Here is a 15,356-nt window from a genome sequence, read left to right on the forward strand (position 1 = left end):
GGGGGGGGGGGGGCGGCCTGTCCCGCCGGGTGGGCCGGTGCCGTGCCCGGGGACGGGCTCGTGCTCATGGGCCCGGGCAGGATCGCTTTCTCCTGCCCGGGACGGGCTCACGCTCCCGACGTCGACGGGCTGACGCTGCCGCTGCCGTCCGCCGGCTTGCTGCCCGAGGGGCCGCTCGCGGCGGACTGGCTGCTGCTGCCGCCGACGGGGCCGCTCGCCGAGCTCGAACCGCCGCCGGCCGGGGAGGACGGCGCGGTGGACGGGGAGGACGACGACGGCTTCGACGACGGCTCGGTGCCGCCGCTGCTGCTCTTACTCGGCGAGGGCGACGGCGAGGGCTTGCTGCCACCCTGCGAGCGCGACGGGCTCGGCGACGTGCCGCCCGAGGAGGGCGCGCCCGACGGCTCGCCGCTGCCGCTCGGGCCCCCGCTCGGCGACGTGCTGCCCGAGGCACCGGGCGACGCCGAGCCGGAGCTGCCCGCGCCGGGCGAGTGGTTCGGCTTCCCCGGCTTGCCCGGCACCTGGGCGTGCCCGGCCTCGCCCGGGCCCGGCTGGTCGGCGGTGAGGCTGTTGTCGCCGTCCTGCTGGGACGCGGACTGCCCCGGCTTCACCCGTTCGGGCGACTTTCCGTCCTGGCCGCCTGAGGTCACCCCCAGGGTGACGACCGTGCCGAGGACGGCGGCGAGCAGGGCGCCCGCTCCGGCCGCGACGAGGTTGCGCCGGGCACCGCCCATCATCATCTTCCGGGCCCACGGCTGCCGCGCGGAGCCCCGCTGCCGCTCGGCGCGCTCGGCCGCCAGGCGGGCGATGACCGTCGTGGCGACCTGGTCCGGATCGGCGCCGGGAGCCGCCGGGGGGCCGGCGGCGGAGGTCACGGACGGCGGCACGGCGGACTGCTCGCTGCGGGCGGCCGGGATCTCCTCCCCCGCGGGCGTACGCCCCGCGGGGCCGCCCGCGGGCCGGGAGGCGGGCGTCTGCGGCACGGGCGGCACCGGGGCGGCGCGGCCGGCGTCCGGCCCGGGCGCGGCTGCGGGCGGACCGCCCGCCGGGCCGCCCGCGGCGAACCCGGAGCGGTCGGCGACCAGCGCGAGCGCCCGGCGGCCCGCTATGGCGCCGCGCTTGTCGGCCATGACCCCGCGCATGCCGACGGACGCCTCGAGCTCGGCGCGGGCCCGCTGCAGGTTGCCGGTGCACAGCGCGAGCACACCCAACTCGTGGTGGAAGTAGGCCTCTTCGCCGACCTCTCCGGCGCGCCGCGCGGCCTCCTGCCCGTACCGCAGGACGCGCTCCCAGGCGCTCCAGTGCAGGGCGGCGGCGAACGCGGGCGCGGCGGTGCGGGCGAGCTGGACGGCCGCGGCGCGGTGCCCGGGGTCGCCGTCGGCGGCCAGGGCCGCGAGCGCGGCGAGGATCGCATCGGCCTCGGCGGCGGCCCGCTCGGGGGCGACGGAGGGGTGCCCGGCCCACCAGCCGTAGTGCTGGGCGGCGGAGTGGGCGCGCTCGGCCGCGCCCGCGCCGTAGCCCTCGGTAGCGAGCTGCTCGGCGACGCCCGCGGCGAGCCGGTAGTGCCCGGCGACGGCGGTGATCAGACCGCAGGCGAGCAGCTCGCCGATGGCCGCGTCGGCGTGGGTGTCGCCGACGAGGGCGGGCAGGTGGGCCTGGTGCGGGACCTCGCCGCCGAGGGCGAGCGCGAAGCGCAGGGTCTCGCGGGAGGCGTCGTCGAGGCGGGAGGCGAGCGGCACGGCGGGGCGGGAGGCCTCGGCGAGCGGCGGCAGCGGCACGCCCTGCTCGGCACCCGCCTCGGCCTCGGCGGCGGCCACGTAGGGCCGCTCGGCGAAGACGCCGAACTCGTCGGCGGCGGCGGGGTCGGCACCGATGGCATCGCTCCCCCGGCTGTCGCCGGGAAGTGCCCCCAGCCGCAGCAGCGCGCCCGCCTGGACGAAGCGCAGCGGCAGGCCCTCGGACTCGAACCACAGGTCCGCCGCCCAGTCCGCCTCCTCGTCCGTCAGGGGACGGTCGACGCAGAGCTCCAGGAGCTCCAGGCAGGCGGTGCGGTCGAGGCCGCCGAGGAAGACCTCTTCGACGTGCGAGTCGGCAGAGGGCGCGGCGACGTCGGGGGTGGCCGCGAAGAGGAAGGCGCACTCGGGGGTGGCGTCGAGGAGCTCGTCCAGCGCGGCGCCGCCGAACTCCAGGTCGTCCAGGAGGACGACGGCGCCGATCTCGCGCACGAGGGAGAGCATCCCGGCCCGGTCGGGGCGGTGGAGCGGCGCGCGGTGGACGGCGGCGAAGAGGTCGTACAGGACGTCGGTGACGGTGCGGTGGTGGCCGGTGAGGCGGACGACGCCGTCGGGGGCGAGGCGCGCGCAGTCGTCGGCGACGGCGTCCAGCAGGGCGCTGCGGCCGGAGCCCGAGGGCCCGGTCAGCCGGACGGAGCGGCCGCGCGAGAGCAGCCGGGAGAGCCGCTCGCGCTCCTCCTGGCGGTGCAGCAGGGGCAGCTCGGGGCCGACCCGGCGGGCGGGCGGCGGGGGCGCGGCGGCGCGGAGCAGCTCGGCGCGCTCCTCGGGGGTGTGTCTGCCGGGGCGCGGGGGCACCTCGGCGGGCAGGCAGGGCTCGATCTCGCTGCCGTCGACGGGGTTGACGGTGAGGGCGTAGTCGCCGGCGACGAGGCGGACGACGCGGGCGAGCCCGGGGGCCTGCTCCCCGGCCTCGGCGCCCGGGAGGTCGTGCGAGCCGCCGCCCTCCGCGGACTCGTGTGCGCCCTCGCCGAATTCCTCGGGTCGGTTCGTCGGGTCCATGGTGAAAGCCCCCCAAATGCGTGGCGTGCCGTCCTGCCCTTCCGGCCTGCCGCACTCCTCAACCCTCGGCCGGGCATGCCGGCCGGCGCTTCATCGGTGCCCGCCGTGGGCTCTGTTATGCGGCCTATCGCGGCGGGAAAACCGAACCTCAGACCTGGGCACAGTATCCATGAAGCGAAGGGGGCCCCGCTGCCCGGGGCATGTCACAGTCTCATGAGAATCGGAAAGAAAGGGACGCATCCGGACGCGGGTGCCTCTACGGCAACTCCGTTCACACGCGGGGCAGGGGCTCGCCCGCTTCGAGACCGATTCCGCCCTCGATGGCGAGGATGCGGTGCAGCCGGGTGGCGACGAGGAGGCGCTGCATCCGGTCGGGCACGCCCCGCAGGACGAGGCGGCGGCCGGTGCGCCCGGCGCGGCGGTGGGCGCCCATGATCACGCCGAGGCCGGTGGCGTCCCAGGAGTCCAGCTCGGTGAGGTCGAGGACGAGGTCGCCGCGGCCGGAGTCGAGGGCGGAGTGCAGGACCGTACGGGCGTCCGCCGCGCTGCGGACGTCGAGGCGGCCCCCGACGACCAGTTCGGCGTGGTCGCCCGTGATGTGCATATGCGCTCCCGGAGTGATGCCCGAAGGTCGGGGATGACGGTGCGGCTCTGCAGCCCCGTGCGGTTCTCAAGGCTCTGTGGTTACAAAGAACTGACTGCCTCTCACACGACAAGGTTGCCGCCTGTTGGCGAACCGATACCTAATTCACCCTGGAGGGTGAATTAGGTATCGGTTACCCGGCCAGTGCCGATTCAGTGCTGGTAAAAGCCCTGACCGCTCTTACGGCCCAGGTCGCCCGCGTCGACCATGCGGCGCATGATCTCCGGCGGCGAGAACTTCTCGTCCTGGCACTCGGTGTAGATGTTCCCCGTGGCGTGCATCAGGATGTCGATGCCGGTCAGGTCGGCGGTGGCCAGCGGGCCCATCGCGTGGCCGAAGCCCAGCTTGCAGGCGATGTCGATGTCCTCGGCGGTGGCCACGCCCGACTCGTACAGCTTGGCGGCCTCGACGACGAGGGCGGAGATCAGACGCGTGGTGACGAAGCCGGCGACGTCGCGGTTGACGACGATGCAGGTCTTGCCGACGCCCTCGGCGAACTCACGGGCCTTGGCCAGCGTCTCGTCGCTGGTCTTGTAGCCGCGGACCAGCTCGCACAGCTGCATCATCGGCACCGGCGAGAAGAAGTGCGCGCCGACGACGCGCTCGGGGCGCTGCGTGGCCGCGGCGATCTTGGTGATCGGGATGGCGGAGGTGTTGGAGGCGAGGACCGTCTCGTCCTTCACCAGGCCGTCCAGGGTGCGGAAGATGTCCCGCTTGGTGTCGATGTCCTCGAAGACGGCCTCGACGACGATGTCCGCGTCGGCGGCCGCGTCCAGGTCCGTCGTGGTGGTGATGCGGGCGAGGGCCTGCTCGGCCGCGGCGGCCTCCAGCTTGCCCTTGGAGACGAACTTGTCGTACGAGGCCTTGATGCCGTCGGTGCCGCGCTGCAGCGCCGCGTCGGTGACGTCCCGCAGCACGACGTCCCACCCGGCCTGGGCGGAGACCTGCGCGATCCCGGACCCCATCAGTCCGGCCCCGATGACGGCGAGCTTCTTGGCCACGGCTGTCCCCTTACTCCCTGTGCACATAGCTGTTCTCAACGCACTCTCTCGCCGGACCTTAGCGCCCGTCGCGGCGCGGGTGGACGGTAAGAGATGCGCGTCACGTCCCACATGACGGACATCACATCGAGACAGCCACTGGCCGGTCCCCACAGTGCAGTTGAGACCCTTCCGCCTCAGGCGTCACAGGGGTGGCGCGGTGCGCGGTGCGGTGCGCGTCGGCCTCGGCAGGCCACCGCCGCGTGGCTAGGCTCGTGCCCATGGTCAACCTGACGCGCATTTACACCCGCACCGGTGATTCCGGCACCACCGCCCTCGGCGACATGAGCCGCACCGTGAAGACCGACACCCGCATCGCCGCCTACGCCGACGCCAACGAGGCCAACGCCGCGATCGGGGTGGCGATCGCGCTCGGGCAGCTGCCCGAGGAGATCGTGAAGGTGCTCGTCCGCATCCAGAACGACCTCTTCGACGTGGGCGCCGACCTCGCGACGCCCGTCGCCGAGAACCCCAAGTACCCGCCGCTGCGGGTGGAGCAGTCCTACATCGACAAGCTGGAGGCGGACTGCGACCGCTTCCTGGAGGACCTGGAGAAGCTGCGCAGCTTCATCCTGCCCGGGGGCACGCCCGGGGCGGCGCTCCTCCACCAGGCCTGCACGGTCGTCCGCCGCGCGGAACGCTCCACGTGGGCGGCGATGGAACTCCACGCGGACATCATGAACCCCCTGACGGCCACGTACCTGAACCGCCTCTCGGACCTCCTGTTCATCCTCGCGAGGACGGCGAACAAGGAGCTCGGGGACGTCCTGTGGGTCCCGGGCGAGAACCGCTGACGCGTCAGCGGTCGAGCTTCTCCGCGGCCGGCGCCTGCTTCGGCCAGAGGGTGTAGCTCGCCGCGATGGCCAGGTTGATTCCGGCCACGATGAGCACCTTCGTCTGCCAGGCGTGCAGCGAGCTGGTGTCGCCGTCGCCGACGTACCAGGCCGCCGCCTGCAGCAGCCCGTAGGCGACCGCGCAGGACAGGATCCAGCGGGCGGCGGTCTTCCACTCGTGGACGGTGCGGGCCGTGCCGTACTTCGGCGGCTTGACCGGCGGCGGGCCGCCCGCGAAGCGGTGGGCGAAGCGGGCGTCGACCCACTTGATCGTGGAGTGGCCGAGGCCGACGGAGTAGCCGATGTAGACGGCGGCCAGGCCGTGCTTCCAGTCGGCTTCCGCGCCGTTCCTCAGGTCGACCGCGGTGGCGAGGAGCAGGACCAGTTCCAGCACGGGCTCCAGCAGCAGCACGGCGATCCCCGCCCGCGGCATCTTCGCCAGGTACCGCAGGCTCAGGCCGCCGGCCAGCAGCACCCAGAAGCCGACCTCGCAGACGACGATCAGCGTGACGATCACGGTTCTCTCCCTTCCCTCCCTTCCAGGCTCCCTGCCGTGACCAGCGCTTTCGTCGTCAGGCCCGACGATCTGGGACTGCATCCTTCGATGTAGTCGCCGGCCGCCCGCGCCCACCCGCAGCGCGTCCCGGCGGCCCTCGCCGCGTGCTGTGATGTACGCATGCCCGTCCGCCCCCTGCGCCTGCCCCGCCGCCCCGACCGCGACGCCGTCCTCATCGCGGCCGCAGGGCTGCTGGGCGGCCTGGTGCTGTGGTTCCTCGGCCTGCACAACAACCCCCCACTGGCCGCGCTGCCCGGGTGGCTGTCGCTGGTCGCGCTCGTCGTCATGTGCGGCGCCGAGCTGCTGCGGCGCAGTGCCCCGCTGACGGCCCTGGCGATCGGCACGGTCACGCTCGGCCTGGACATCTGTACGGGCTCGCTCGTCGCGACGATCGCCATGTACACGGACGTCGTCTACGCGGCGGTGCTCTACGGCCGTCCGTCCGTCGCCTGGCGCATCCCCCGCATCACCGAGGTGCTGAGCGTGCTGGGGACGCTGCTGGCCGTGGCGGTCGTCCGCAAGCCGGAGGCGCTGCTGATCGGCTTCGGCTTCGGCGTGCTGATCGTCGTGCCGGCGTGGACCGGTGCGGGCATCCGCCGGCACCGGGACGCCGCGCGGGCGGCCCGGCTGGAGGCGGAGCGGACCGCGCTGCTGGCCGAGATGGACCGCCGCGAGGCGGTGGGCGCCGAGCGGGCCCGGATGGCGCGCGAGCTGCACGACATGGTCGCGGGCCACCTGTCGGCCATCGCGATCCACTCCACCGCGGCGCTGTCGATCGGGGAGGCGAAGGCGTCGCAGGAGGCGCTCGCCGTGATCCGGGAGAACAGCGTGCAGGGCCTGGCCGAAATGCGCCGTCTCATCGGGCTGCTGCGGCAGGCGGGCGGCGAGCAGGAGCCCGCGGCCACGCCCCGGCTCGACGGTGTGGACGCACTCCTCGCGCAGGCCCGCAAGGCCGTCCGCGACGACCGCTTCCGCTTCGTGCTGGAGGACGGGCGGGGTCCGCGCCCGCTCCCGGCGCCGACCGAGCTCGCGGCGTACCGCATCGTCCAGGAGTCGCTGACCAACGCGGTCAAGCACGCGGCCCCGGGCGAGGTGACGGTGCGTCTGGGGCGCGAGGGCCGCGGGAGGCTGGCGGTGGAGGTGACGAGCGCGTTCGGTCCGGGGCCGGTGCCGCGGGCGCCGGGCTCGGGGGCGGGGCTGGTCGGCATGGGCGAGCGGGTGGCCCTGCTGGACGGGGAGTTCGAAGCGGGCCCGGTGGCGGGCCCGGACGGCAAGTGCTGGCGCGTACGGGCGCTGCTGCCCGTACCGGAGGAAGGAACACCGTGACCCCCACACCCCCCGCGGACGCCCCCGCGATCCGCGTCCTGGTCGCCGAGGACCAGGCGTCCGTACGCTCCGGGCTGGTGCTCATCCTGCGCTCCGCGCCGGGCATCGAGGTCGTCGGGGAGGCGGCCGACGGCGAGGAGGCCGTGCGGCTGGCCCGCGAACTGCGCCCGGACGTCGTGCTGATGGACGTGCAGATGCCGCGTCTGGACGGGGTGTCGGCCACCCGGCAGGTGGTGGCCGAGCAGCTCGCCGACGTCCTGGTGCTGACCACCTTCGACCTGGACGAGTACGTCTTCGGGGCGCTGCGCGCGGGCGCGGCGGGCTTCCTGCTCAAGGACAGCGAGGCCGCGGGGCTCATCGCGGCGGTGCGGACGGTGGCGGCCGGGGAGGGGCTGATCTCTCCGGCGGTGACGCGCCGCCTGATCGCGGAGTTCGCGCGTCCGGGGAGCCGGGCGCCGGGCGCGGAGGAGCCCGCGGCGCTGCGGAGCCTGACCCGCCGCGAACGCGAGGTGCTGGCGGCGCTGGGCGAGGGGCTGTCGAACGCGGACATCGCGGGCCGTCTGGGCATGGCGGAGGCGACGGTGAAGACGCACGTCAGCAGGTTGCTGGGCAAGCTGGAGCTGCGCAGCAGGGTGCAAGCGGCGGTGCTGGCCCGGGAGTTGGGATTGGTCCAGTCCTCTTGACCATTGGTACGGACCTTCTTACGCTCCCCGAGCAGCTGTGCACCCCCCACCTGTCCGCACCTCTCTGCGAGGAGCACCCCCTTGAGCACAGGAACCTCAGGAAGCATCGGCCGCACCTTACGAAGAGCCGTGGCCGCCCTGGCCACGCTTGCCCTCCCCGCCGCCGCGCTCGTCGGCGTGGCCGCCGCCCCGGCCCACGCCGCGCCGTCCGCGACGGCCACCTTCGTCAAGACCTCCGACTGGGGAACGGGCTTCCAGGCCGAGTGGACCGTCAAGAACACCGGCACCACCACCATCAGCGCCTGGACCGTCGAGTGGGACTTCCCCTCGTTCACCACGGTCGGCGCCTACTGGGACGCCCTCCTCACCGGCTCGGGCACCCACTACACCGCCAAGAACCGCGAGTACAACGGCACCATCGCCCCCGGCGCCAGCGTCACCTTCGGCTTCGTCGGCTCCGGCGACGGCTCCCCCACGGGCTGCAAGCTCGACGGCGGGCCCTGCGACGGCTCCTCCGCCGACACCCCGCCCAGCGCCCCCGGGCAGCCCTCCTCCACCGGCGTCACGGCCGACAGCATCGCGCTGGCCTGGGCCGCCGCCACGGACGACAAGGGCGTCAAGAACTACGACGTCTACCGCGGCGACAGCGTCGTCGGCACCGTCTCCGGCACCTCCTTCACCGACACCGGCCTGACCGCGGACACCGCCTACACGTACAAGGTCGTCGCCCGCGACTCGGCCGGCCAGACGGGCCCGGCGAGCCCGCCCGCCACCCTCCGCACCGGCAGCGGCGACGGCACCGACAAGCCGCCCTCCGCCCCCGGCACCCCGCGGGCGAGCGCGATCACCGACACCTCCGTCGCCCTCAAGTGGCCCGCCGCCACGGACGACAAGGGCATCAAGAACTACGACGTCTACCGCGGCACCGCGAAGGTCGCCACGGTCGGCAAGCTCGCCCACACCGACACCGGTCTGACCGCGGGCACCGACTACACCTACACCGTCGTCGCGCGGGACAGCGCGGGCCAGACCGGCAAGGCCAGCGCCCCGCTGACCGTGCGCACCACGGGCGGCGGCGGACCGCAGCCCGGCGCGGGCTACGCCAAGGTCGGCTACTTCGTGCAGTGGGGCATCTACGGCCGCGGCTACACGGTGAAGTCACTGGAGAGCACGGGCGCCGCCGCCAAGCTCACCCACATCAACTACTCGTTCTCCAATATCCACCCCACCGACCTCACCTGCCTCAACGGCGTCACCAAGGCCACCACCCCCAACCCCCAGGACCCCAGCCAGGGCGACGGCGCGGGCGACTCCTGGGCCGATTACGAGAAGGGCTTCGGGGCCGGTGAGTCCGTCGACGGCGTCGGCGACACCTGGGACCAGAAGCTGGCCGGCAACTTCAACCAGCTGAAGAAGCTCAAGGCCAAGCACCCCGGCCTGAAGATCAACATGTCGATCGGCGGCTGGACCTACAGCAAGTACTTCTCGGACGTCGCCAAGTCCGACGCCTCCCGGCAGAAGTTCGTCAAGTCCTGCATCGACATGTACATCAAGGGCGACCTGCCGGTGACCGGCGGCCGCGGCGGGCCCGGCGCCGCCGCCGGGATCTTCGACGGCTTCGACATCGACTGGGAGTGGCCCGGCTCCGAGGGCCACGCCGGCAACCACGTCTCCAAGGACGACAAGGCCAACAACACCCTGCTCTTCGCCGAGTTCCGCCGGCAGCTCGACGCCCTGAGCTCGACGACCGGCAAGAAGTACCTGCTCACGGCCTTCACCCCGGCCGACCCGGGGAAGATCGAGGCCGGCTGGGACATCACCACCAAGGACGGCACCCCCAGCGTCTTCGACTACATGGACTTCGCCAACGTCCAGGGCTACGACTTCCACGGCTCCGGCAGCGACAACAGCTGGGAGCCGGGGCGCACGGGCCACCAGGGGAACCTCTACCAGGACGCCAAGGACCCGTACCCGACGAAGTTCAGCGTCGAGAAGACCGTGCAGGCCTACCTCGACGCCGGCGTCGAGCCGAAGAAGGTCGTCCTCGGGCTGGCCTTCTACGGCCGCGGCTGGCAGCAGGTCGCCGACGGCGGCGAACGGGGCGTCTGGCAGACGGCGAACGGGGCGGCTCCGGGCCAGTTCCCCGAGGAGTCGGGGACGCGGGGCTACGACAACCTGATCGCGTCCGTCGCGGGCCTGACCGTCCACCACGACGAACAGTCCGTCGCCACGTACGGCTACACCGGTAACAACGGGCAGTGGTGGACGTTCGACGACGTCTGGTCGATCGGCAAGAAGACGGCCTGGCTCAAACCGAAGGGCCTGGGCGGCGTCATGATCTGGGAGATGTCGGGCGACAGCGGGACCCTGATGACCGCGGTCGACAACGGTCTCCGGTCGATCCGGTAGACGCGAAACGGCCTCGAACGCCACCGGCGTTCGAGGCCGCACCACGCTAAGCCACGTTCACTCTCTGGCCGGGAGGCGCCGCCTCCAGCCACGCCAGGAAGCCCGTGAGGGCGTCCTCGCTCATCGCCAGCTCCAAACGCGTCCCCTGGTGCACACAGATCAGCACGACCGCGTCCGAGAGCAGCGCCAGCTCCTCGTCCCCCTGCGGGGACCGCCGCTCCAGCACCTCGATGGACGCGCGCTCCAGGAGCCTGCGCGGCCGCGGTGCGTACGAGAAGACCCGGAACCACTCGATCCGGTCACTGTTGTAGCGGGCGACGCCGTACACCCAGCCCTTGCCGTCCGGCTTGGGGTCCTTCTCCGGGACGTTCCAGCGCAGGCTGCAGTCGAACGTACCGCCGGAGCGCTGGATCAGGCGCCTGCGCAGCCCGAAGACGAAGAGCCCCACCAGCACCAGCAGGACGACGACGCCGCTCACGAGCAGAGCGAGGACCATCTCCACCGACCTCCTCGCAACATCTAGAGCAACGGGCTTGTATTGCCTCAGCCGCGGACCGCCCTGGAATGCTCCAGTGCGGCCCGCGGCTGAGGGACGAACTCAGTGGGCCGTGGGCTAGTGAACGCCCGCGACCGCACGCAGCCGGACGTCGGCGCGCCGCTCGGCGGCGGCGTCCGCCGCCGACTTGGCGCGCTCGAGCGCCCGCTCCGCACGCTTGACGTCGATCTCGTCGGCGAGCTCCGCGATCTCGGCGAGCAGCGAGAGCTTGTCGTCCGCGAACGAGATGAACCCACCGTGCACCGCGGCGACGACGTTGCCGTCGGCGGTCCTGATGGTCACCGGGCCGGACTCCAGCACACCGAGCAGCGGCTGGTGGCCGGGCATGACGCCGATGTCACCCGATGTGGTACGCGCGATGACCAGAGTGGCCTCGCCGGACCAGACGCTTCGGTCCGCCGCGACCAGCTCGACGTGCAGCTCAGCAGCCAACGTGGCTCCTCGGGTCTTCACCTGCCGGGCACGGCAGGTGTTGGGTCAAAGAATAGGGGACGTGGCTGCCGGGGGCGGGAGCGCCCCGCCCCCGGCAGCTGACGAGCACGAGGCTCAGGAGACGCCCAGCTCCTTGGCGTTCTTCTTCAGGTCCTCGAGACCACCGCACATGAAGAAGGCCTGCTCGGGGAAGTGGTCGTACTCACCGTCGCAGATGGCGTTGAACGCCGCGATGGACTCGTCCAGCGGGACGTCGGAGCCGTCCACACCGGTGAACTGCTTCGCCGCGTGGGTGTTCTGCGACAGGAAGCGCTCGACGCGACGGGCACGGTGGACGACGAGCTTGTCCTCCTCGCCGAGCTCGTCGATACCGAGGATCGCGATGATGTCCTGGAGGTCCTTGTACTTCTGCAGGATCCCCTTGACGCGCATGGCGGCCTCGTAGTGGTCCTGCGCGATGTAGCGCGGGTCCAGGATGCGGGACGTCGAGTCCAGCGGGTCCACCGCCGGGTAGATGCCCTTCTCCGAGATCGGACGCGACAGAACGGTCGTGGCGTCCAGGTGGGCGAAGGTCGTCGCCGGGGCCGGGTCGGTCAGGTCGTCCGCGGGGACGTAGATCGCCTGCATCGAGGTGATCGAGTGACCACGGGTCGAGGTGATGCGCTCCTGCAGGATGCCCATCTCGTCCGCGAGGTTCGGCTGGTAACCCACCGCGGAGGGCATGCGGCCCAGCAGGGTGGAGACCTCGGAACCGGCCTGGGTGAAGCGGAAGATGTTGTCGATGAAGAACAGCACGTCCTGCTTCTGCACATCGCGGAAGTACTCCGCCATGGTCAGACCGGCCAGGGCCACGCGCAGACGGGTGCCCGGGGGCTCGTCCATCTGACCGAAGACCAGCGCGGTCTTGTCGAGAACGCCGGCCTCCTCCATCTCGACCATGAGGTCGTTGCCCTCACGGGTGCGCTCACCGACACCGGCGAAGACGGAAACGCCCTCGTGCAGCTTGGCCACACGCATGATCATTTCCTGGATCAGAACGGTCTTGCCGACACCGGCACCACCGAACAGACCGATCTTGCCGCCCTTGACGTACGGGGTCAGCAGGTCGACGACCTTCAGGCCGGTCTCGAACATCTCGGTCTTGGACTCGAGCTGGTCGAAGGCCGGGGCCTTGCGGTGGATCGACCAGCGCTCGGCGTCGGCGACCGTGGACGGGTCCTCGTTGAGGACCTGGCCCAGGGTGTTGAACACCTTGCCCTTGGTCACGTCACCGACGGGAACCGTGATGCCCGTGCCGGTGTTGGTCACCGCGGCCTGGCGGACCAGACCGTCGGTGGGCTGCATCGAGATGGAGCGCACCAGGCCCTCGCCCAGGTGCTGGGCGACCTCGAGGGTCAGGGTCTTGCGACCGCCCTCCTCGGCCGGGTCGTCGACCTCGACGTGCAGGGCGTTGTAGATCTCCGGCATCGCGTCGACGGGGAACTCCACGTCGACGACGGGGCCGATGACCCGCGCGACGCGGCCCGTGGCGGCGGCCGTCTCAACAGTGGTCGTCATTAGTTGTCACTCCCCGCGGTCGCGTCGGCCAGAGCGCTGGCGCCACCGACGATCTCGCTGATTTCCTGGGTGATGTCGGCCTGTCGGGCCGCATTGGCAAGCCGCGTGAGCGACTTGATGAGCTCTTCTGCGTTGTCGGTGGCGGACTTCATCGCACGACGACGGGCGGCGTGCTCGGAAGCCGCTGCCTGCAGCAGCGCGTTGTAGATCCGGGACTCCACGTACCGCGGCAGCAGTGCGTCGAGGACCCCTTCGGCCGACGGCTCGAAGTCGAACAGCGGCAGGATCCGGCCCGGCGTCCCCTCCTGCTCCGCGGGAGCCTTCTCCAGGCTCAGCGGCAGCAGGCGGTTGTCGACCGGCGTCTGCGTCATCATCGAGACGAACTCGGTGAAGACGATGTGGAGCTCGTCCACGCCGCCCTCGGCCGTGTCCCGCTGGACGGCCTCGATCAGCGGACCCGCGATGCGCTTGGCATCGGCGTAGGTCGGGCTGTCGGTGAAGCCGGTCCAGGACTCCGCCACGGCACGCTCGCGGAAGCCGTAGTACGCGACGCCCTTGCGGCCGACGATGTACGTGACGACGTCCTTGCCCTCGGCCTTGAGCCGCTCGGTGAGCCGCTCCGCCGCCTTGATGGCGTTGGAGGAGTAGCCGCCGGCCAGACCGCGGTCGCTCGTGATGAGCAGCACCGCGGCCCGGACCGGGTTCTCCGCCTCGGTGGTCAGGGCGTGCTTGGTGTTGGAGCCGGTGGCAACCGCGGTCACTGCCCGGGTGAGCTCACTGGCGTACGGAGTCGATGCGGCCACCTGGCGCTGCGCCTTGACGATGCGCGAGGCGGCGATCATCTCCATCGCCTTGGTGATCTTCTTGGTCGCGGAGACGGACTTGATCCGCCTCTTGTAGACCCGGAGCTGGGCACCCATGCTCAGCCCTCGCCCAGCAGCTTGCCGTCCGAGGTCTCGAACTGCTGCTTGAAGGACGCGATCGCGTCACCCACGGCCTGCAGCGTGTCGTCGGACATCTTGCCGCCCTCGACGATGGACGTCATCAGGCCCTTGTGCTCGCGGTGCAGGTAGTCCAGCAGCTCGCGCTCGAAGCGGCGGATGTCCTCGACGGGGACGTCGTCCATCTTGCCGGTGGTGCCGGCCCAGATGGAGACGACCTGGTCCTCGGTGGAGTACGGGGCGTACTGGGCCTGCTTCAGCAGCTCGACCATGCGCTTGCCGCGCTCCAGCGAGGCCTTCGACGCGGCGTCCAGGTCGGAACCGAAGGCGGCGAACGCCTCGAGCTCACGGAACTGGGCGAGGTCCACGCGGAGGCGGCCGGAGACCTGCTTCATGGCCTTGTGCTGGGCGGAGCCACCGACACGGGAGACCGAGATACCGACGTTCAGGGCCGGGCGCTGGCCGGCGTTGAACAGGTCGGACTCCAGGAAGCACTGGCCGTCGGTGATGGAGATGACGTTGGTCGGGATGAACGCCGAGACGTCGTTGGCCTTGGTCTCGACGATCGGCAGACCGGTCATGGAACCGGCGCCCATCTCGTCGGAGAGCTTGGCGCAGCGCTCCAGCAGACGCGAGTGCAGGTAGAAGACGTCACCCGGGTAGGCCTCACGGCCCGGCGGGCGGCGCAGCAGCAGGGACACGGCGCGGTAGGCGTCGGCCTGCTTCGACAGGTCGTCGAAGACGATCAGGACGTGCTTGCCCTGGTACATCCAGTGCTGACCGATGGCCGAGCCGGTGTAGGGGGCGAGGAACTTGAAGCCCGCCGGGTCGGACGCGGGGGCCGCGACGATCGTCGTGTACTCCAGCGCACCGGCCTCCTCCAGCGCGGCGCGCACGGAGGCGATGGTCGAGCCCTTCTGGCCGATGGCGACGTAGATGCAGCGGACCTGCTTCTTCGGGTCGCCGGTGCGCCAGTTGTCGCGCTGGTTGATGATCGTGTCGACGGCCAGCGCGGTCTTGCCGGTCTGGCGGTCACCGATGATCAGCTGACGCTGACCGCGGCCGACCGGGGTCATCGCGTCGACGGCCTTGTAGCCGGTCTCCATCGGCTCGTGGACCGACTTGCGCTGCATGACCGTGGGGGCCTGCAGCTCAAGGGCGCGCCGGCCCTCGGTCGCGATCTCGCCGAGGCCGTCGATCGGGTTGCCCAGCGGGTCGACGACGCGGCCGAGGTAGCCCTCGCCGACCGCGACGGAGAGCACCTCACCGGTGCGCTGCACCGGCTGGCCCTCCTCGATGCCGCTGAACTCGCCGAGGACGACCGCACCGATCTCGCGCTCCTCGAGGTTGAGGGCGAGACCGAGGGTTCCGTCCTCGAACCGCAGCAGCTCGTTCGCCATGGCCGAGGGAAGGCCCTCGACCTTAGCGATGCCGTCGCCGGCAACGCTGACCGTACCGACCTCCTCGCGCGAGGCCGCGTCCGGCTTGTACGCCTGGACAAAGTTCTCCAGCGCGTCCCGGATCTCCTCCGGCCGGATCGTGAGCTCCGCCATCTGGGTTCCCTGCTCTCCTTGTTGGGCCCGAAGTA

At 71.8% G+C, this 15,356-nt stretch carries 13 protein-coding genes; 4 read left to right on the forward strand and 9 right to left on the reverse strand.

The annotated features are described in order from the left end of the window. Positions 1-107 precede the first annotated feature (107 nt). From ACSNOG_RS16455 to ACSNOG_RS16465, 3 genes are all read right to left on the reverse strand, one after another. Positions 108-2,792: an ATP-binding protein gene (locus tag ACSNOG_RS16455; protein ID WP_436753385.1), complete on the reverse strand. Its 2,685-nt coding sequence runs from the start codon at positions 2,790-2,792 to the stop codon at positions 108-110. 271 nt (positions 2,793-3,063) lie between these two features. Continuing rightward, a complete protein-coding gene (locus tag ACSNOG_RS16460) occupies positions 3,064-3,396 on the reverse strand; it encodes an STAS domain-containing protein (protein ID WP_436753386.1) in 333 nt (110 codons plus the stop codon). A 191-nt stretch (positions 3,397-3,587) separates the two neighbouring features. After that, positions 3,588-4,436 carry a 3-hydroxyacyl-CoA dehydrogenase family protein gene (locus ACSNOG_RS16465; protein ID WP_436753387.1) on the reverse strand — a complete coding sequence of 283 codons (849 nt, stop codon included), beginning with the start codon at positions 4,434-4,436 and terminating at the stop codon, positions 3,588-3,590. 260 nt (positions 4,437-4,696) lie between these two features. Here ACSNOG_RS16465 and ACSNOG_RS16470 point away from each other — a divergent pair, with 260 nt between their 5' ends. Next, the gene (locus ACSNOG_RS16470) at positions 4,697-5,269 is read left to right on the forward strand and encodes a cob(I)yrinic acid a,c-diamide adenosyltransferase (RefSeq protein WP_436753388.1); all 573 of its coding nucleotides are present in this window, start codon (positions 4,697-4,699) and stop codon (positions 5,267-5,269) included. 4 nt (positions 5,270-5,273) lie between these two features. Here ACSNOG_RS16470 and ACSNOG_RS16475 read toward each other — a convergent pair whose 3' ends face one another. Beyond that, complete coding sequence (locus ACSNOG_RS16475; RefSeq protein WP_436753389.1) at positions 5,274-5,825, reverse strand: hypothetical protein; 552 nt, start codon at positions 5,823-5,825, stop codon at positions 5,274-5,276. A 159-nt stretch (positions 5,826-5,984) separates the two neighbouring features. On the opposite strand from ACSNOG_RS16475, the gene ACSNOG_RS16480 reads away from it, so the two are divergent. From ACSNOG_RS16480 to ACSNOG_RS16490, 3 genes are all read left to right on the forward strand, one after another. Continuing rightward, positions 5,985-7,190 carry a sensor histidine kinase gene (locus ACSNOG_RS16480; protein ID WP_436753390.1) on the forward strand — a complete coding sequence of 402 codons (1,206 nt, stop codon included), beginning with the start codon at positions 5,985-5,987 and terminating at the stop codon, positions 7,188-7,190. Next, entirely contained in the window at positions 7,187-7,873 is a 687-nt protein-coding gene (locus ACSNOG_RS16485) for a response regulator (RefSeq protein ID WP_436753391.1), read from the forward strand. Before ACSNOG_RS16480 ends, ACSNOG_RS16485 begins: the two co-directional genes overlap by 4 nt. Before the next feature lie 81 nt (positions 7,874-7,954). After that, entirely contained in the window at positions 7,955-10,282 is a 2,328-nt protein-coding gene (locus ACSNOG_RS16490; protein WP_436753392.1) for a glycosyl hydrolase family 18 protein, read from the forward strand. Positions 10,283-10,328: 46 nt separating this feature from the next. Here ACSNOG_RS16490 and ACSNOG_RS16495 read toward each other — a convergent pair whose 3' ends face one another. The 5 genes from ACSNOG_RS16495 to atpA form a co-directional block, all read right to left on the reverse strand. Beyond that, on the reverse strand, positions 10,329-10,778 hold the full coding sequence (locus ACSNOG_RS16495; RefSeq protein WP_436753393.1) for a DUF2550 domain-containing protein: 450 nt from the start codon (positions 10,776-10,778) through the stop codon (positions 10,329-10,331). Positions 10,779-10,895: 117 nt separating this feature from the next. Further along, positions 10,896-11,270, reverse strand: a complete 375-nt coding sequence (locus ACSNOG_RS16500; RefSeq protein ID WP_058046298.1) for a F0F1 ATP synthase subunit epsilon — start codon at positions 11,268-11,270, stop codon at positions 10,896-10,898. A gap of 114 nt (positions 11,271-11,384) precedes the next feature. Further along, the gene (gene atpD, locus ACSNOG_RS16505) at positions 11,385-12,827 is read right to left on the reverse strand and encodes a F0F1 ATP synthase subunit beta (protein WP_436753394.1); all 1,443 of its coding nucleotides are present in this window, start codon (positions 12,825-12,827) and stop codon (positions 11,385-11,387) included. Further along, positions 12,827-13,747 carry a F0F1 ATP synthase subunit gamma gene (locus tag ACSNOG_RS16510; protein ID WP_436753395.1) on the reverse strand — a complete coding sequence of 307 codons (921 nt, stop codon included), beginning with the start codon at positions 13,745-13,747 and terminating at the stop codon, positions 12,827-12,829. Before ACSNOG_RS16510 ends, atpD begins: the two co-directional genes overlap by 1 nt. A 2-nt stretch (positions 13,748-13,749) precedes the next feature. Next, the gene (gene atpA / locus ACSNOG_RS16515) at positions 13,750-15,321 is read right to left on the reverse strand and encodes a F0F1 ATP synthase subunit alpha (protein ID WP_058046295.1); all 1,572 of its coding nucleotides are present in this window, start codon (positions 15,319-15,321) and stop codon (positions 13,750-13,752) included. Positions 15,322-15,356: the final 35 nt, after the last annotated feature.

It is taken from the genome of Streptomyces sp. URMC 124, assembly GCF_051386455.1.
Taxonomy (GTDB): Bacteria; Actinomycetota; Actinomycetes; order Streptomycetales; family Streptomycetaceae; genus Streptomyces.